Source organism: Sorangium sp. So ce295, assembly GCF_051527405.1.
Classification (GTDB): domain Bacteria; phylum Myxococcota_A; class Polyangia; order Polyangiales; family Polyangiaceae; genus Sorangium; species Sorangium cellulosum_B.
Window position 1 is genome coordinate 8,653,442 of the sequence record NZ_CP150324.1, and the last position, 17,356, is coordinate 8,670,797.

The window sequence follows — 17,356 nt, forward strand, 5'->3', positions numbered from 1 at the left end:
GCGATAGGGCACGCGCATGATCAAGCAGGTCATCGCGACCGCGCTGGCCGTGGTGGCGGGTTGCGCGGCGCCCACCCCGGCGCCCGATGCCCGGCCAGCCGAGAGCGCCCGGCCCTCCTCGGTCGGCGCCGCGCCAACGGCGGCAGCAGCGACGGCAGGCGCCAGCGCGGCCGAGGTGGCGTCAGCGCCTCGCCCGGAGGACGCAAGCGCGGCGGAGCCTCCGCAGGACGGGGGCGATCGCGCGGCCGCCGACGCGCCCGACGCATCGCCCGGCCCAGGAGCGGCGCCCAGCGCGGGCGCCGACCCCAGCGCCGCGACCTCCGCCCGCGCGGACAACAAGATCCTGCCGGCGCTCGAGAGCGAGGAGCTCACGGCGCGCGCCAGGGCGTTGTTCGACGCCATCGTGAAGAAGGAGCCGGCGCTGGCCGAGCCCTTTTGGTTCCCCAAGGAGCCGTTCATCCCGCTCAAGGACGTGAAGGATCCCGGCAAGTACTGGGACAACCTCCACGCCGCTTACGTGAACGACGTGAAGTCGATGCATCGGAAGCGCAAGAGCTGGGAGGGGGCGCGGTTCGTCGGCTTCGTGGTGGGCTCCAAGCCGAAGTGGGTGCCTCCGGGGGACGAGGTCAACAAGATCGGCTATTACCGCTCCTTTCACGGCAAGCTGAAGTACGAGATCGACGGGAAGCCGGCGAGCCTGGACGTCCACACGATCATCTCGTGGCAGGGCCGCTGGTACATCACGCACCTCGGCGACTTCAAGAAGCGCTAGGCGTCCGCGCCCGTTCTTGTGGACGCTGCGCGGGCGCGCCGCCATGGTCTCCGCGTGGCGCCGCTCGTCTCCGTCTTGCTTCCATACCGGCAGGCGGAAGCGACGATCGAGGAGGCGCTGGAGAGCGTGCTCGCCGAGCGCGCGGTCGACCTGGAGGTGGTCGCCGTGGACGACGGGTCGACGGACGGCGGCCCTGCCAGGGTCGCGCGCATCGCGCAGCGCGATCGCCGCGTCCTCCAGGTCGCGACGGGCGGTGTGGGGATCGCGCAGGCGCTCTCCCGCGCGGCGGAGGTGGCGCGCGGCGAGCTCCTCGCCCGCATGGATGGCGACGACATCTCGGTCGGCGAGCGGCTCGCGCGACAAGCGGAGACGCTCCTCCGGGATCCGCGGCTCGGCGTCGTCGGGGCCCGCGTCGAGGCGTTCGCTGCCGGGCCGATCGGCGAGGGCATGCTGCGCTACGTCGACTGGCTGAACTCGATCGTCACCCCGGAGGATCACGCGCGCGAGATGTTCGTGGAGTCCCCGCTGTGCCACCCGTCGGTGATGTTGCGGCGGAGCGCGCTGGAGCAGGTGGGCGGGTTCCGGGAGGTCCCGTGGGCGGAGGACTACGACCTGTGGCTGCGCCTCGACGCCGCGGGCGCGCGGATGGCGAAGCTCCCGGAGCTCGGCCTGCGCTGGCGGCACCGCGAGGGGCGCGCCACCTTCGCCGATCCGCGGTACGCGATCGCGCGGTTCCTCGAGGCAAAGGCGCACTACCTCGCGAGGAAGCTGGGCCCAGCGCGCCCGGTGGCCGTGTGGGGCGCGGGAAAGACAGGCCGGCGGCTGGCGAGGGCGCTCGCCCGGAACGGCGTGGCGCCCGCGCGGTTCGTGGACATCGATCCGCGCAAGATCGGCCGGATCGCGCAAGGCGCGCCGATCGTCGACCCGTCGCGGCTGGAGCGCGGCGCAGAGACCCTCGTCGTCGCCGTGGGGGCGCGGGGGGCGCGCGCGCTCATCCGCGGCCACCTCGCGGCGCGCGGCTTCGTCGAGGGCTCCGACTACGTGTGCGCCTCCTGAGCGCGCGCCAGGCGACGCTTTGCAACCGCGCGCTCTTTTGGGAGGATTCGATCCCACAGCGATGCGGGTCCCGGTGCTCACGAGCAAGCTCGACTTCCCTCCGCCAGAGCGCGCGACCCCCGAGGGGATCGTGGCCGTGGGCGGCGAGGCCTCGCCGGAGCGGCTGCTGGCCGGCTACCGTCGGGGCATCTTCCCCTGGCCTCACGAGGGGCTGCCGCTGCTCTGGTTCTCCCCGGATCCGCGCTTCGTCCTGCCGCCGCGCGAGGCGCACGTCCCGCACTCGCTGCGCAAGCGGGTGCGCCGGGGCGAGATCGAGGTGCGGACCGACACGGCGTTCGAGCGGGTCATGCAGGCCTGCAGCGCCGCGCCGCGCCCTGGGCAGAACGGCACGTGGATCACCGAGGAGCTCATCGCCGGCTACACGGCGCTGCACGCCGCCGGGGTCGCGCACAGCATCGAGGCGTGGTCGAACGGCGAGCTCGTCGGCGGCCTCTACGGCGTGTCGCTGGGGCGGATGTTCTTCGGCGAGTCGATGTTCGCGCGCGCGCCCGACGCCTCGAAGGTCGCGTTCGCGACGCTCCTCGGGAACCTCGTCGCCTGGGACTTCGCGCTGGTGGACTGCCAGGTGTACACGGACCACCTGGAGCGATTCGGCGCCGTGGAGTGGCCGCGGCGCGAGTTCCTCGGCGCGCTGAAGGCGGCGCTCGACGCCCCGACCAGGCTGGGACCGTGGCGCTTCGACCTCGATCCCCCGCAGGCGATCGAGCGGCTCATCTCGCGTTGATCGTCGCCGAGCTTCGGCCGCACGCCGCTCGACCCCGCGCTAGCGCTCGCCGCCCGAGCCGTCCTTGATCTCTCGGAGCAGCTCCTCGATCCGCCGCTCGGCGTCGGGACCCTCGTCGTAAAAGAAGCGCAACGTCGGCACCACGCGCAGCCCCATCGTGCGGGCGACGTCCCTGCGCAGCCGGCCCGACGCCGCCTCTAGCCCCTTGAGCAGGGCGCGGCGCGCCGCTGCGTCCTCCGCGCCGAACTCGTGGCGCACGTGGACCTTCGCGCTCTGCAGGTCGTCGGTGATCTCCACGCGCGACACGAGCACGCCGGCGATCCGCGGGTCACGCAGATCTCGGAGCAGGTTGGACAGGTCCTCACGGAGCCGCTCGGCGACCCGCGTCGCCCGCTTCACCACGCCGCTCATTCGTCGTCCTCTGCGTCCTCGAACATGTCCGAGGACGCTCCCAGATCTCCATCGTCACGGCCGAGCGCCTGCTCGATGCCGCCCTGCACCCCAGCGCCTCCATCGCCGAACGGCACGATCTCGGTCGCCCGATCCGTGAGGACGGCGTGCGGCAGCGACCCCGCCATCGCGGCCACGTCGGCGAGGACCTTGTCGCACATGACCGACGAGTTCGAGACGACCGCGACGCCGAGCGTCGCCCGCCTCGGATCGTCGAGCACGCCGACCTCGGCGATCGAAACGCGCATCCGGCCCTGCGCCCGCTCCTTCAGGGAGCGCACCACGCTGCGCTTGTCCTTGAGGGAGCGGGCCCCGACGATATCGAGACGGAGACGGAGTACACCCACGAACATCGGATGAGGCTCAGAGCTTCGTCTTGACCTCTTCGATCTCGAAGCTCTCGATGATGTCGCGCTCCTTGATGTCCGAGTAGCCCTCGAGCGAGATACCGCACTCGAACCCCTCGACCACCTCTTTCACGTCATCCTTGAACCGGCGCAACCCGGACAGGCGACCCGTCCAGACCACGGCGTTGTCCCGGATGAGGCGCGCCTCGCCGGTGCGCTTGACCGAGCCGCTGATGGCCATGCAGCCGGCGACCGTGCCCGCCTTCGTGATCTTGAAGACCTGGCGGACCTCGGCGCGGCCGAGGACCTTCTCCACCTTGGTCGCGGGGAGGAGCCCCTCCATCGCGCTTCGGATGTCGTCGACGGCGTTGTAGATGATGTTGTAGAGCCGGATCTCGACGCCTTCGTTCTCGGCCAGAGCGCCCGCCTTGCCGGCCGGCCTGACGTTGAAGCCGACGATGATCGCCTTCGACGCGACCGCCAGGTTGACGTCGCCCTCGGTGATGCCACCGACGGCGCCGTTCACGATCGTGACCTTCACCTTCTGGGTCGAGAGCTTCGCCAGCGCGTGGACGATCGCCTCGACCGAGCCCTGCACGTCGCCCTTGATGATCAGCTTGAGCTCGAGCTGATCGGCCTCCTGCAGGTTCTTCGTGATGGACTCGAGCGAGACGCGCGAATCCTGCGGGATGAGCGTCTTCGACGCCTTCTTGCGGCGGGTCTCGGCGATCTCCTCCGCGGTCTTCCCGTCCTTGACGGCGTGGACGGGATCGCCCGCGCTCGGCACCTCGTTGAGGCCGAGGACCTCGACGGGCGTCGCGGGGCCGGCCTCGGCGACGGAGCGCCCGAGCTCGTCGGTCATCGCCCGGACCTTGCCCCACGCGGCGCCGGCCAGGAGGATGTCGCCCGTGCGGAGCGTGCCGTCCTGGACCATGACGCGCGCGACCGGGCCGCGGCCACGATCGAGCAGCGCCTCGATGACGGTGCCGCTGGCGCGCTTCTTCGGGTTGGCGCGGAGGTCCTGGACCTCGGCGAGGAGCAGGACCGACTCGAGGAGCTGGTCGATGCCCTGCCCCATCTTCGCCGACACGCTGCAGAACATCGTCTCGCCGCCCCACTCCTCGGGCTGCAACCCGAGCGCGGCGAGGTCGCGCTTGATCTTGTCGGCGTCGGCGCCCGGCTTGTCGATCTTGTTCACCGCGACGAGGATCGGCACCTTCGCGGCCTGGGCGTGCGAGATCGCCTCCTTGGTCTGAGGCATCACGCCGTCGTCGGCCGCGACCACCAGGATCACGATGTCGGTGAGCGAGGCGCCGCGGGCGCGCATCGCCGTGAACGCCTCGTGACCCGGCGTGTCGAGGAACGCGATCGTGCCGCGCGGCGTCTCGACGCGGTAAGCGCCGATGTGCTGCGTGATACCGCCGGCCTCTCCCTCGGCGACCGTGGCCTTCCTGATCCTGTCGAGGAGCGAGGTCTTGCCGTGGTCGACGTGGCCCATGACGGTGACGATGGGCGGCCGGATCTCGACCTCCTCGTCGGTGTCGGCCCCGGCCTGCATGGCCGCGGTCAGCGTGTCCTGCTCGCTGACGGCCACGTCCTCGACGCTCCAGCCGAACTCGCTGGCGAGGATCTTCGCGGTTTCGGCGTCGAGCGTGCTGTTGATGTTCACGCCCGTCATGCCCATCGACAGGAGCCGCATGAGCACGTCCGTCGCCTTCAGGCTCATCTTCGCGGCGAGCTGCTGAAGCGTGACCTGCTCCTCGATCTTGATGACCTTCTTGTGCGAGGCCATCTCCTGCGTGGAGACCTGGACCGGCTTGCGCGGGAGCCCGCCGCCTCCCGGGCGCTGCCGCCCGAACATCCCCGGGCGAGTGTTCCGACCGCCCATGGGCCGGCCGCCCGGACCGAAGCTAGGACCGCCAGGGCGCGCTTGCTGGGCGTTGGCGCGCGGATCGTAGGTCGTGCGGCGCGCCGGCGGTGTGCCGGTGCGTGCAGCCGGCATCGTGACGCCGGGGCGCCCCTGCCAGACCTCGATGCCGGTCTTCGGCGGCGAGGACGGGCGACGCGGCGCCTGTCCCGGCGCGCCGGCCGGCTCTTCCGGCTTGGCCGCGGGCGCCGGCGCAGGCGGCGTGGTCGGCCGAGCGCCCGGGCGGGCGGCGGCCGGAGCTGCAGGCCGCTGCGGCGCGGGCGGCGGCGACGTCGGCCGCGACGCCCCCTGCGCTGGAGCAGGCGCGGGCGCCGAGGGCGCGGCTTGCGGCCGGGTCGGCGTCTGCGCCGCGGCTGCTGCGGCAGGCGCAGGCGCTGCGGCAGGCGCAGGCGCTGCGGCAGGCGCAGGCGCTGCGGCAGGCGCAGGCGCTGCGGCAGGCGCCGCTGCTGCGGGCGCTGCGGCAGGCGCAGGGATCGGCGCGGGCGCAGCCGCCTGCGCGGGGGCGGCAGCTGGCGCCTCGGGCGCAGCCGCGGCGGGGACGGGCGCCGGCGCGGCGGCGGTGGCGGGCGGCGCCGCGACAGGCGGCGCAGGCTTCGGCTCGGGCGAGGTCACCTTCGTCTCCTCCGCGGCCGCGGACGCCGCGGCAGGCGCGGTTGCTGCGGGAGCGGGAGCCGCCGGGGGCGGCGGCGCAGGGGGCGCAGCCGCAACAGGCGGCATCGCCGGGGCAGGCGCATTGGGCGCGGGTGCGGGAGCAGGCTCGCGCGGGCTCACGGCGACGACCGGCTCGGGGGCCGGCGCCGAGGGCGCTGCGACGGGAGCGGCGGGCGGCGCAACGGGGCGACGGGGCGCTTCTTCCTGAGCGGCGCGCTCGAGCGGCGGCGAAGCCAGAGCGGGCTCAGCCGCAGGCCGAGAGGGCGCAGGCTCCGGAGCAGCGCGAACGGGCGCCTCCGACAGGTCAGGCCCGCGGCCCGGCGAGGACGGCTCGGGCTCTGCCCCGGGCCGTGCGCGGCGCTTGACGACCGTGGGGCGGATCCTCTCCTCCACCACCTCAGGCGACTTTTGCCGCTCGAGGTGCCGCTTCACCCGCTCGACGACGTCGGACTCGACGGCGCTCATGTGATTGCGCACGTCGCCTATACCCATGGACTGGAAGAGCGCGACCAGCGTCTTCTGGTCCATGTTCAGCTGCTTGGCGACCTCGTAGACCCGGACTTTGCTCATGCACCTCGCTCCACGTTAACCAATCCGCCTCACCCATCCGCGCGGGCGACGATTTGCGGCCACTCTGTCCACCGTCGAGGCGCGTCCGGTAGGACCGGACACCGCCGCCCTGCCCCCGACCGCGCCGCCTCCCCCCATGCCCGGCGCAGTAGCAAGAAGCCGACCGGACTCACTCTCCGGCACCCGCCGCTCGTCGCGGCTGGTAAGCGCGCCCTCCAGGCTGCCGGGTCTTCCCCCGACATCCTCGGACGCCGAGAGAACCCCGGCCCCGGAGTTCTCGCGCTCCACGCCCGACGTCCCCGGCCCGCGGCGACGCGAGAGGCCAGCATGGCCAGGCGGCGCCTTGCGTTGCTCGGGGCTCCCACCCTCCTCCGATCGGGCGGCCGCGCTGCGCGAAGGCCGCCCCCTGCGACCGGCGCCGCGGCGCCCGCCCTCCGCGGCGTCCTCGCCCCGCTCGACGCGCGCGCACGTGTCCACGACGTGCGCGGCGTTCGCGATGGCAGCGGCGATCGACGCCGCCGAGATCGCCATCACGGCCACGTCGCGCTCGCGCGGTCCGCCCGCCAGGGCGCCGAGCCCCTGCTTGCTGCCCCACGCGACGGCGCGCCCTTCGGCGACGGCGCGCCGGACCTCCGGCAGATCCGCGCCTGCCGCGGCGTCGCACGCGACCAGGACGAGCGCGGCCTCACCGCGCACGCACGACCCAACGACCGCATCGGCGCCGATCGCCGCGCTCTGGGAGCGGACGGCGGCACGGACGAGCCCGTGGAGCCGGCGCTCGGTAGCCCCTCGGATCGCCCGCGCCAGCGAGACGGTCGTGAGCGGCTCGACGCCCTGCGCCTGATCGCCGGCGCCCTCGGCGCCTCCTCCAGCGGCCCCCACGATCGCGTGGACACGTCCCTTCGCGGCGCGGGCGAGCCCCCGGGCGACCGCCGCCGAGAGGCAGCCCTGCTGCGGGTGGACGTGTGCGCCCCGCCCGAACCCGCCGTCGCCGGGATCGACCGCGACCACACCGCCGGGACCAAGGATGAGCCGGACGAGCGGACGAGCGCCGCGGACGTCGTCGACGCCGACGCGCTCCCCGCAGCCGACGCACGTGCGCACTCGCCCCTTCTCGAAGGGCTCACGCTCACCCGCGTCGCTCTGTCTGCTCACTGCTGATCCCATCCTCGGCCCTCTGCTTCTCCTCGCAGCCTACGCGTGCCTCACTTCTGCGGCGCGACGAACGTCCGCCCGCGCCGCATCGAGCACCTTCTGCTCGCTTTCAACGAAATCCCGCGCCCCCTGCTTGATGGCGCGCGCCTTCTTGATGCCGAGGCCGGTGCGGATCGCCAGCCGATCCTCGTCCTCCCGCAGCACGTCCTCGACGCTGCGATACCCGGCCTCCTCGAGCAACACCACCGTCCGATCGCCGACGCCGCGGATGAACATCAGCCGCTCGCGGTCGGTGAGCGGCTCGGTGCGCGAGCTCGCGGAGCGGATGCGCTCCTGCCGCAGCCGCTCCATCGTCGTGTCCGCCTGCGACTTGATGCGATCGGCGGCCTCGACGCCGCCGAGACCCGGGATGGCCGCGAGCTCCTCGACCGAGGCCTCGCTGACCTCCTCGAGCGCGCGGAAGCCGAGCCGGTACATGGACTTGGCGATCTGCTCCGTCACCACGTCCATCTGCTGCAAGGCGGAGATCGCCTCTTCTTCCATCTGCTTGAACTTGGTCTCGCTGATGATGTCGAGCTTCCAGTTCGTCAGCTGCGCGGCGAGCCGCACGTTCTGGCCCTTGCGCCCGATCGCGAGCGACAGCTTCTCGTCCGGGACCACGAGCTCCATGCGCCCGTCGGCCTCGTCGACGATCACCTTGTGCACCTCGGCCGGCTGGATCGCGGCGATGACGTAGCGCGCCGGATCCCGATCGAACGGCACGATGTCGATCTTCTCGCCGCGGAGCTCCTGGACGACCGCCTGCACACGCGAGCCCTTCATGCCCACGCACGCGCCCACCGGGTCGACGTCCGCGTCGCGGCTGGTCACCGCGATCTTCGAGCGGGCGCCCGGCTCCCGGGCGACCGACACGATCCGCACGATGCCCTCGTAGATCTCGGGGACCTCGGCCTCGAAGAGCTTCTCGACGAGCCGGGGATCGGAGCGAGAGAGGATGACCTGCGGGCCGCGGGCCTCGCGATCGATGTCCTTCACGTACGCCACGATGCGGTCCCCGGGCCGGTACGTCTCGCGCGGCGTCTGCTCGCGGAACGTGAGCACGCCCTCGGTGCGGCCGATGTCGACGATGATGTTGTTGCCCTTCTCGAACCGCCGCACAATGCCGCGGATGAGCTCGCCCTTGCGATCCTTGTACTCGTTGAAGATGAGATCGCGCTCGGCGTCGCGCACGCGCTGCAGCAGGACCTGCTTCGCCGTCTGCGCGGCGATGCGCCCGAAGGTCGTGCGGCCGTGCTTGAGCTTCAGGATGTCGCCGTATTCCTTGTCCTGATCGCGCGCCTTCTCCGCGTCCTCGGGCCGCCAGAAGACCTGGAAGCCGAGCTCCTCGCCCAGGGTCGCATCCAGCTTCAGCTTGTCCACGTCAGTGATGGAGATCTCGCGCTCCGGCTCCGTCACGGCCTCGACCACGGTCATGTACTGGAAGAGGTCGATCTGCCCGGTGTCCTCGTTGAAGCGCGCCTCGAGCTCGCGGGTGGGGCCGAAGACGCTCTGCGCGGCCTTCAAGATCGCGGCCTCGATCGTCTCGACGAGGATCTTCTTGTCGATCCCCTTCTCCTTCGCGACCTGATCGAGGATGCTGCCGAGGCTCGTCTCCGAGGTCGGCATCGCTGCCATCGTTGCCATGACGTCCCTGTCTCCTGATCTTTCTTCTCTCTACTTGCGCTTCTCGGAGCCGCGCTCGCTCCGCTTTGAGCCCGACCGCGGAGCCGCCTCCGCGAGCTGCTTCTTCTGCCCCGACTCCTTAGCCGGCTCCTTGCCCTGCCGCTGCCCCTTCTTGGGCTGCGCCGTGAGCTCGAAGACGAGGCGCGCCTCCACGACATCCGCGAACGGGACCGCGATCCGCTTGCCGTCGACCAGCACCGCGACCTGCCCCTCCGGAGCCTCGAGGAGCTCGCCCCGGAGCAACCGCTGACCGTCCGGCGCGGGGCGCGCCAGCTTCACCTTCGCCGTCCTGCCGAGGAAACGAGCGAACTCGGCCGCGGTACGCAGCCGCCGGTCGAGGCCAGGCGAGCTGACCTCGAGGTTGTAATGGTTGGGTATGAGATCCTCGACGTCGAGGACCGATGAGACGTCGCGCGACACGTCCGCGCAGTCCTCGAGCGTGACCCCGCCGCCCGCGTCGTCCACCCCCTCGCGCTCGATCGTGAACCGCAGCGTCCAGCCCGCCCGCTCCGTGATCCACTCCAGATCGACGAGCGTGATCCCATGCGAGGCCAGCACCGGCGCGACGGCGTCGCGAACGCGCCCGAGGTCGAACACGGCTCTGGTCGAAGGCTCTATGGGTTGCTGCATGTGAGAGACGTCACTTTCGGCGGATCCGGGTCCTCCCGGCGCGTTCGGCCCCGAGCGAGGGTGCCCGGTGCCTCTGCGCCAAAAAAAAAGAGCCGATTCCCCGAACTGGGAACCCGGCTCGCGGATCCGCCTAGTTGTCGGCGGACAACCTAGTCGAATGCGGGCCTTCATGCAAGGGGGGATACGGGCAAACCGCCCCTGCACGGCCGGAGATCTCCCGCCGGTTCCTCCTCGCGTCCTCGCGACCGCCAGCGGCGCGTAAGCGCTGGAGCGGTCCCCGCCGCGCGGCAGTCGCGCGACGCGCCCCCCGGGTCCGTCAGCGTTATGCCAGATTCGGCAGCGCGACGATATCGACGTGCAGGACCTCCTCGAACGCCGCGATTTCCTTCAGACAGGCCTCGCTCGGCCGGCCGGAGACGCGCATCTTCGTGCAGGTCGCAGTGGCCCCCTCGAAGACGGTGTTTGAAATCTCCTCGATGTTGATCCCGTGGCGTTTCATGACGCTGAGGGTGTTCGCGAGGACGCCGACCTTGTCCATCATCCGGACGACGACCGCGTAGCGGGCGGGCGACGTGGCGCAGATGTTGACCACGTTGGGCAGCTCCTCCTCCGTCATGAAGGCACGGATGATCCGGGCCGTCTCGAGGGCGACCGCGCGCTGGGCCTGCTCCGTCTGCGCGCCGACGTGCGGGGTGCCGTAGACGAGCCCTCGCGCGAGGAGGTGCGACTCGAACGGCGCCGAGCTCTTGTCAGGCTCGGTGGCGAACACGTCAAGGCCGACCCGCAGCCCCTTGCGCGGGATGAGCTCCTCGAGCGCGGCGTAGTCCATCACCTCGGGGCGCGCGGCGTTGACGACGATGGCTCCGTCGGGGAGCGCCTCGAGGACGCTCCGGCTGACGATGCCGCGCGTCTGCGGGGTGGCCGTCAGGTGGACGGTGAAGATGTCAGAGCGGGCAGCCAGATCCTCCAAGGTCCGCGCATAGCTGACGTCCAGCTTGGCGGCGCGGCCCGGCGTCAACGAGCGCGACCAGGCGTGCGGCTCGAGCCCGAACGCGCGGGCGCGCAGGAGCACCTCACGGCCGATCGCGCCGAGCCCCGCGATCCCGATCCGCCGACCGAACAGGCCACGGGCCACCGAGTACTTCGCCTTCTCCCAGCGGCCGGCCCGGAGCTCCGACGTCGCATCGACCAGGCGGCGGTCCAGCGCGAGGATGAACGCCATCGTCAGCTCTGCCACCGCGGTCGCGTTCTTGCCGGGACAGTTCGCCACGTAGATGCCGCGCGCGCTCGCGGCCGCGACGTCGATCGTGCTCACGCCGACCCCTGCCCTCACGATCAGGTTGAGCTGCCGCCCGGACGCGATCGCCTTCGCCGTGACCTCCGTGGAACGAACGACGAGAATGCCGATCCCGTCGAGGGCCGCTGGCAGCGTGTCTCTGGTGAGCTCCGGCCGGGACTCGATCTCGATCCCGAGCACCTTGAGCTCTTCCAGAGCCGAAAGGTCCATTTTGTCGGCTACTAGCAGGCGCATGCGGACGGGAACCGTAACAGAAAAGCTCTCGCTGACGATGGGCGTTCTGCGCCTCGTCTGCGTCGTCTGCGTCAGTTGCGCCAGCTCATGCGCCAGCGATCATCAGGTTTCTCCCTGGGGCGCAGCGGGCAGACCGACGCTCGGCGCGTTCGTCGCGCCCCCGGACCTCGACGCTCGGCTGCACGCCATCGACGCGGAGGCCGCCGAGCTCGGGCTGAAGCTCGAGGTCGAGCTCCGCGGCGCGGTACGGCGCGGCGGCGAGGTGGTGGTGCGCGGCTACAGCGGGACCGACGCGCTCGGGCGCCGCACCTCGGCGGTCCGCGTGGCGACGCCGCACGGCGTGGTCATCGCCGCGGGGCCCCTCGACAGCGGGCGCGCGGACCGCAGACAGGCGACGCAGCTGATCCCGTCGCTCCTCCCCGGCCACGAGCCGGAGGCGACGGAGCAGCTCGGGGTGTTCCGCTCCGGGACCGATCTCAACCGAGACGGCGCTCCCGACGTCGTGCTCAGAAACGAGGGAGGCGAGCTGGAGATCTGGGCCGTGCAGCCGCTCGGCGCGGCCCGGTACGCCGTCGAGCTCGCGGCGCCGCCGCGGTTCGCGCTCGACGTCGACCAGGATGGCATCCTGGAGCTCGCCGGCCGGATCCCGCTGGACGAGGCGGATCCCATCGCGCCGGATCTCCTCGACGTCGCGGGGTTCGAGGGAGATCGCTACACGCACCGCGGCAGCGTCGCTCGGGCGTTCCATCTAGAGCGCGCGGAAGGCCCCGGCGCGGAGAAGGCGGGCCAGGGCAAGCGGCAGGAGCCGCCGAAGGACGACGCCGCGCGCCTGCGAGGAGCGCTCGAGCAGGCCTGGCACGCGGTGCTCGCGGGCAGGCCGGCGGCCGAGGCGCTCGCGACGCTCGACCGGGAGCCGGTGACGCCCGCGCTCCGGGGCGCGTTCTCGGCGCACCGCGCGCGCGTCGCGGCGGCCGCGAGCGGTCCACCGGCGCCGCCCGGCGCCGGCGGCGTCCCTACTCGTCCGCAGGGAGCATCGGAAACGCCTGCTCGAAGGTGACGAGGATGTCGCCGGGGAGCGCGTCAGGCTCCTTGTAGCCGCGCGTCAGCGGCACCCCCCAGTCGGCGCGCATGACGACGCGGCTGAGCTGCGGGAAGAGGGCCCGCACCCCGAAGCCAGCCGACTGCTTGAGGCGCAGATCGTCGAAGCCGTCGAAGGCGTCGCCGGCGTCGAAGAAGGCCGCGCCCGCGACCTGGCACGACCAGATCTCGAGGGGCCGCGTGCGGAGCTCCAGGTTCGCAGAGAGCACGTCCTCGCCGATGAACGCCGCCGTCGGATACCCGCGGAGCCGTGTGTCGCCGCCGAGGACCAGCTTCCTGTTGAGGTAGTTCCTGTACCGGTCGAACAGGCGCACGTCGAACACGAGCCGCCCGACGCCGAAGCTCGGCGTGTGGACCCGCGCGCGCGCCTCGATGGAGGCGTCGAAGATCTGCGAGCCGTCGAGCTCGGTGACGGTCTCGACCACGGCGCGCGCGAGGCCGTCGCCGAGCGCGACGGTGTACGCGGCCGCCGCGGAGATCCCGAGGAAGCTCCGGCTGGAGTTGAGCGCGGTCGTGACCGGATAGATCAGGATCGCGAGCTCGTGCCCCAGCCGGTAGTCCTCCTGCAGCGCGAGCGTGTTGAAGTCGAGGACGCGCAAGAAGCGGGTCGAGTACGTCGCGTACTTGAACGTCGGCGCGACGCGGGTGTCGCTCACCGGCATCACGCGCTCCTCGAACTCGGCGATCGCGGCAGGGGCGAGGCCCCCCGGCGCGTCGAGGCGATAGGCCTTGCGGCTCGCCTCGATGCCCACCGAGACGTCGTGCTTCACGGCCGAGGACCTCGACGCGCCTCCACCGAAGCTGCGCGTGACGGCGTAGCTGCCCACCAGGAGATCGCTCCTGTAGCGGTACGGGACGCGATCGTCCCCCGGCGTGGCCTCCGCGTCGAAGGTGGCGAGCTTCGTGCCGATGAAGCGGCGGGTCACCTCGTCGCGCCAGGAGATCTCGAGCTCCCAGGCCCACTCCGCCTGCGTGGCGTAGAGCGGCTGCCCGTAGATGAACTCGCCGCTCGAGCCCTCGAGCTTGCCGGTCTCCCGGTCGGTGATCGCGTTCGCCTGGGTCCGCAGCCGCACGTGGCTGCCCCCGATGCGCGGCATCGCGTAGGTGACCCCGAGCGAGAGCGCGCCGGGATCGAGCGCGAGCTGCGCCGCGACGGCGTGGTGGACGCCGAGCAGGTTCTGCTCGCTGGGCTGCAGGAACAGGTACTCGAGCTGCCCGCCGGCGATGCGGTAGTCCGAGTTGAGGCGCAGGCTCCAGACGTCCTTGGTGACGACGGCGACGCGCACCCGATCCGGAGCGCCGCCTCGCACGGCGAAGACGAGGACGAGCGACAGCTGGATCAGCTCGCGCAGGTGGCGCGCCGACTCGTCGGCGAGCGCCTGCTCGTAAGGGCGCCCGGCCGCGAGCAGCACCTCGCGCCGGATGACGTACGGCCGCGAGAGGGCGTGGAACCAGTTAAGGAACGCCGGCGCAGGATCGCGGTCCTCGAACACCTCGAGCGGGACCACGTCGATCCCCTCGACGATCTTGCCCTCGGGGGCAGGATCGAGCGTCGCGCCGAGGCGCGACAGGACACGCTCGATGGTGGCGCTCTCGTAGCTCGAATAGCCCTCGCTCCGAGCCGGCGCGGCGGTCGCCGCCGGCCCCCCCTGCTTCCCGGCGGTCGCTGCCGTCCCGCCCTGCTGGGCTCGCGCCTCGATCGCAAGGAGCGCCCCGAAGGCCAGGAGCGCGAAGCGCACCAGGACGATCGATGCGCTACGCACGAGCCGCTCGCCTCAGAAGGACTCGTTGGAAGGGTACGTCGCCATGACGTTGATCTTGTACTTCACGTACTGGTGCGGGATCGTCCCCCAGTCCGGCGTCGGCATGGCCCGCTTCACGCAGCGGAGCAGCTCCTTCGTCTTCGCGCGGCTCACCGTCGTCGACTTGCCCACGTAGAGGTTGGTCCGCTTGCGTCGGAAGTCCATCTCGAGGACGAAGCTCACCGTGACGCTCGCCTTGCCGGAAGGGGCGCACTGGACGTTGTCGCGGATCGCGCGCGACAGGCCGTCCTCGAAGAACGTGACGTGATCGCAGCGCTCGGGCGGGGTGGTGCCCGGGCCGGGGTTCTCGCACTTGATCGTGGTGAACGGCGAGAGCGTGACGCCCGCCGACAGCTCGGCGCCCGCGTCGGCGAGCGCGCCCGCGTCCCAGGCGTAGGCGCCGGCGTCAGCCGTCGCGGCGTCCGCGGAGGGGATCGACTCGGGCTTCGGGCGCCGCCACAGGTAGAGCGGCACCGCCACCACGATGAGGCCCGCGACGAGCGCGATGATGATCTGGAGCCGCACGGGGCGCTCGCTGCCGCCTCGACCGAGGTAGCGGTACGGCGAGGGCTGAGACGGCGGACTGGAGGTGGAGGGGAACGGAGGCCGGCTGTTCATCGGACGCGCTCAGGCTCAATCGATGAGCGTCCGCGCAGGGCGCCCAGGCTCGCCCTTCACCAGCGTCGCGCCGAGCTCGAGCGTCTCCGGGAGCATGCCCTGAACCTGCGCGACCACCTGCTCGACCACGTGACGGGCCTCGTCGATGCTCGGACCCACGATCGAGACCACGAACTTGAGCGGACCCGTCCGGCCCGCGACGGCCGGCGTGAGGCTGAGCAGGAGCATCTCGGTCAGATCGATCACCCGCTGCGCCGCCTTCCGCAGGGCGAGCATCTCCAGGATGGTCGGGCGCTCGCTGACCTGGCGGTTCGGCCCGCGCAGCTCGTACCGCGCGACCTGCATCGGCACCTCGGCCCAGTCGGCGAACAGCCCGTCCTCGTCGATCGCCTTCATCAGGTGCTCGCGCACGAGCAGGCCGGTGAGGCCGTCGCGCTTCGCGAGGTACTGCTTCGCGCGCCGGTGCTGCGGCGAGTCCGGGCCGAACGTCACGAGCTTCATCCGGCACTCGCCGACCTGCACCTCGCCGCCGTGCAGCAGCGAGACCTGCGACTTGCGCTCGTAGTTGAAGTCCGCGTAGCTGCCGTTCGTGCTGCCCTGGTCCTCGATGAACCACGAACCCGTCTGCCACTTCAGGATCGCGTGCGCCCCCGAGACGGTCGCCTCGGGCACGCACAGGCTCTGATCGCTGCGACGGCCGAGCGCGAGCTTCGTGTCGTGCAGCGGCAGCAGGGAGCCCACGATCTCGGGCGCGTTCGTCGCGTACGTCACGAGCAGCGACTGCGCCCCGGGGGTGAAGTTCAGCTTGAGCGCGCCGCCCGGCGGCGGTCCCGGATCGAGGCGCTCGCGCGGCAGCTGGATCGGGCTCGTCGTGAGCTGCGACGGGTTGAAGAAGCGCATGTGCCGCGCCTGCGGCCGCATCGACGGGTCCTCGTTGAGGCCGCGGAAGATCTGCCGCACCTCGTCGATCGACAGGCCCGCCGGGACGTCGAACATGATCTGCTGCTTCATCGTCTTGAGCCGCGGCTTGTAGCCGGGCTCCGGGACGCGGCAGGTCCACATCTCCCAGAGGGTCAAGGCCATCGCGTACACGTCGTCCTCGGGGCTCGCGCCGCCGTTGCGCAGCCGCTCGGGAGACATGTAGTTCGGCGTGCCGCCGTCGGGCGGGGCGCCTGGGCGGCGCGCCGAGGCGCGCGCGCGCTCCTGGGCGAAGCCGAAGTCGAGGATCACCGCGCGGCCCTCGGAGACCATCACGTTGCCCGGCTTCAGATCGCCGTGCACGAGGCCCTGCGCGTGGATGGCGGCGAGCCCGTTGCAGACCTCGCTCGCGATCTTGCGGAACTCGTCCGCCGAGTAGCCGCCCTGGGCCTTGCGCTTGCGAATGTGCGTGTGGAGCGTCTGCCCGGGGATCTGCTCCATCACGAGGATGGGGCCCCACGGGCTCGGCGCGAGGTCGTGCACGCGACAGACGTTCGGGTGGCCCACCGAGCGCGCGAGGAGGAGCTCCTGGCGGAGCGCCTCGTCGTCGCCTGGCATGCGCGACTCTTCGCGGACCACCTTGAGGGCCACGGTCTGCTGCGTCGAGCGATCGAAGGCCAGGAAGACCTCGCCCATGCCGCCCTTACCGAGGCTCTGACGGATGTCGTAACGGTCATTGATGACCGTTCCGGCAGTGATGGGAGGAGGGGGTGTCTTGGTCACGGCCCGCGGTGGATAAAAGGAGCGCGAACCGGAGCGTGCCCGACACCGGCTGCGGCGCACAGCGTCGTCCATCTGAACGTCGAGCGCAACGGTCGTTCGGAGGGAGAGGCCAAACCCAGCGCGGCGGCGGCCGCCTACCCGCTGATTTGGGCCGAGATCGCTCCTTCGAACGTCCCGGCCGCCGGGATCTCTTGACGATGACGGCTGATTTGTTTACGCGGCTCGACCAGCCCGGCGCGACCGCCGCGCGCGCCTGCGCTGGCGTGACGTGCGCCGGGCCAGCGAGCCGTTGAAGCCACGCCCCATCCACCGGACGGGCGAGAAGAGTGGCTCCTCCGCGGTGGCCTGGGGACGGCCCAGCGGACCGATGTTCGTCCGGGACGATGCAGACGGTGCAGAGGACGCGAAGGACATCGTCCGACTGACGCCGTCCGAGGGCGTGCACGGGAGCGGCGACGGCGGTCGCGTGCGCGCCGACAGCTCCCTGGCGCCGCTCATGGGCCTCGCGATCGCAGGCACGTCGCTCTCCCTCTCTCTTCACC

General features: G+C 71.7%; 14 protein-coding genes. 4 read left to right on the forward strand and 10 right to left on the reverse strand.

The window, feature by feature from the left end; genetic code table 11:
- Positions 1–16 precede the first annotated feature (16 nt).
- From WMF11_RS32740 to aat, 3 genes are all read left to right on the forward strand, one after another.
- Positions 17–772 (forward strand): hypothetical protein, encoded by a 756-nt coding sequence (locus WMF11_RS32740; RefSeq protein WP_437973531.1) that lies wholly within the window; start codon positions 17–19, stop codon positions 770–772.
- 54 nt (positions 773–826) lie between these two features.
- Positions 827–1,828: a glycosyltransferase gene (locus WMF11_RS32745; protein ID WP_437973532.1), complete on the forward strand. Its 1,002-nt coding sequence runs from the start codon at positions 827–829 to the stop codon at positions 1,826–1,828.
- A gap of 61 nt (positions 1,829–1,889) precedes the next feature.
- Positions 1,890–2,612, forward strand: coding sequence for a leucyl/phenylalanyl-tRNA--protein transferase (gene aat, locus WMF11_RS32750; protein ID WP_437542708.1), 723 nt, complete (start codon positions 1,890–1,892; stop codon positions 2,610–2,612).
- A gap of 39 nt (positions 2,613–2,651) precedes the next feature.
- Here aat and rbfA read toward each other — a convergent pair whose 3' ends face one another.
- From rbfA to WMF11_RS32785, 7 genes are all read right to left on the reverse strand, one after another.
- The gene (rbfA, locus tag WMF11_RS32755; protein ID WP_437293698.1) at positions 2,652–3,023 is read right to left on the reverse strand and encodes a 30S ribosome-binding factor RbfA; all 372 of its coding nucleotides are present in this window, start codon (positions 3,021–3,023) and stop codon (positions 2,652–2,654) included.
- Positions 3,020–3,415, reverse strand: a complete 396-nt coding sequence (locus WMF11_RS32760) for a DUF503 domain-containing protein (protein WP_437542711.1) — start codon at positions 3,413–3,415, stop codon at positions 3,020–3,022. Before WMF11_RS32760 ends, rbfA begins: the two co-directional genes overlap by 4 nt.
- Before the next feature lie 10 nt (positions 3,416–3,425).
- The gene (gene infB / locus WMF11_RS32765) at positions 3,426–6,557 is read right to left on the reverse strand and encodes a translation initiation factor IF-2 (protein ID WP_437973533.1); all 3,132 of its coding nucleotides are present in this window, start codon (positions 6,555–6,557) and stop codon (positions 3,426–3,428) included.
- Positions 6,558–6,572: 15 nt separating this feature from the next.
- Positions 6,573–7,712, reverse strand: a complete 1,140-nt coding sequence (locus WMF11_RS32770) for a YlxR family protein (RefSeq protein ID WP_437542715.1) — start codon at positions 7,710–7,712, stop codon at positions 6,573–6,575.
- 39 nt (positions 7,713–7,751) lie between these two features.
- Complete coding sequence (gene nusA, locus WMF11_RS32775) at positions 7,752–9,395, reverse strand: transcription termination factor NusA (RefSeq protein WP_437293702.1); 1,644 nt, start codon at positions 9,393–9,395, stop codon at positions 7,752–7,754.
- A gap of 30 nt (positions 9,396–9,425) precedes the next feature.
- A complete protein-coding gene (gene rimP, locus WMF11_RS32780; RefSeq protein WP_437973534.1) occupies positions 9,426–10,064 on the reverse strand; it encodes a ribosome maturation factor RimP in 639 nt (212 codons plus the stop codon).
- Positions 10,065–10,386: 322 nt separating this feature from the next.
- Positions 10,387–11,571: a phosphoglycerate dehydrogenase gene (locus WMF11_RS32785; RefSeq protein WP_437973535.1), complete on the reverse strand. Its 1,185-nt coding sequence runs from the start codon at positions 11,569–11,571 to the stop codon at positions 10,387–10,389.
- 61 nt (positions 11,572–11,632) lie between these two features.
- Between WMF11_RS32785 and WMF11_RS32790 the strand changes: the two genes are divergently transcribed.
- Positions 11,633–12,652: an FG-GAP repeat domain-containing protein gene (locus tag WMF11_RS32790; protein ID WP_437973536.1), complete on the forward strand. Its 1,020-nt coding sequence runs from the start codon at positions 11,633–11,635 to the stop codon at positions 12,650–12,652.
- Here WMF11_RS32790 and WMF11_RS32795 read toward each other — a convergent pair.
- The 3 genes from WMF11_RS32795 to WMF11_RS32805 are packed head-to-tail and all read right to left on the reverse strand — an operon-like array spanning position 12,609 to position 16,814.
- Complete coding sequence (locus WMF11_RS32795; RefSeq protein ID WP_437973537.1) at positions 12,609–14,456, reverse strand: hypothetical protein; 1,848 nt, start codon at positions 14,454–14,456, stop codon at positions 12,609–12,611. The genes WMF11_RS32790 and WMF11_RS32795 overlap by 44 nt on opposite strands.
- A 12-nt stretch (positions 14,457–14,468) precedes the next feature.
- Positions 14,469–15,113, reverse strand: a complete 645-nt coding sequence (locus WMF11_RS32800; RefSeq protein WP_437542725.1) for a hypothetical protein — start codon at positions 15,111–15,113, stop codon at positions 14,469–14,471.
- Between the two features lie 15 nt (positions 15,114–15,128).
- Positions 15,129–16,814: a protein kinase domain-containing protein gene (locus WMF11_RS32805; RefSeq protein WP_437542728.1), complete on the reverse strand. Its 1,686-nt coding sequence runs from the start codon at positions 16,812–16,814 to the stop codon at positions 15,129–15,131.
- Between the last annotated feature and the right edge of the window lie 542 nt (positions 16,815–17,356).

What these genes read in the sequence shown, in the direction of transcription:
- WMF11_RS32740 (WP_437973531.1), top strand. Translation starts at nt 17, where the DNA reads ATGATCAAGCAGGTCATCGCGACCGCGCTGGCCGTGGTGGCGGGTTGC.
- aat (WP_437542708.1), top strand. Translation starts at nt 1,890, where the DNA reads ATGCGGGTCCCGGTGCTCACGAGCAAGCTCGACTTCCCTCCGCCAGAG.
- rbfA (WP_437293698.1), bottom strand. Translation starts at nt 3,023, where the DNA reads ATGAGCGGCGTGGTGAAGCGGGCGACGCGGGTCGCCGAGCGGCTCCGT.
- WMF11_RS32760 (WP_437542711.1), bottom strand. Translation starts at nt 3,415, where the DNA reads ATGTTCGTGGGTGTACTCCGTCTCCGTCTCGATATCGTCGGGGCCCGC.
- infB (WP_437973533.1), bottom strand. Translation starts at nt 6,557, where the DNA reads ATGAGCAAAGTCCGGGTCTACGAGGTCGCCAAGCAGCTGAACATGGAC.
- nusA (WP_437293702.1), bottom strand. Translation starts at nt 9,395, where the DNA reads ATGGCAACGATGGCAGCGATGCCGACCTCGGAGACGAGCCTCGGCAGC.
- rimP (WP_437973534.1), bottom strand. Translation starts at nt 10,064, where the DNA reads ATGCAGCAACCCATAGAGCCTTCGACCAGAGCCGTGTTCGACCTCGGG.
- WMF11_RS32785 (WP_437973535.1), bottom strand. Translation starts at nt 11,571, where the DNA reads ATGGACCTTTCGGCTCTGGAAGAGCTCAAGGTGCTCGGGATCGAGATC.
- WMF11_RS32790 (WP_437973536.1), top strand. Translation starts at nt 11,633, where the DNA reads ATGGGCGTTCTGCGCCTCGTCTGCGTCGTCTGCGTCAGTTGCGCCAGC.
- WMF11_RS32800 (WP_437542725.1), bottom strand. Translation starts at nt 15,113, where the DNA reads ATGAACAGCCGGCCTCCGTTCCCCTCCACCTCCAGTCCGCCGTCTCAG.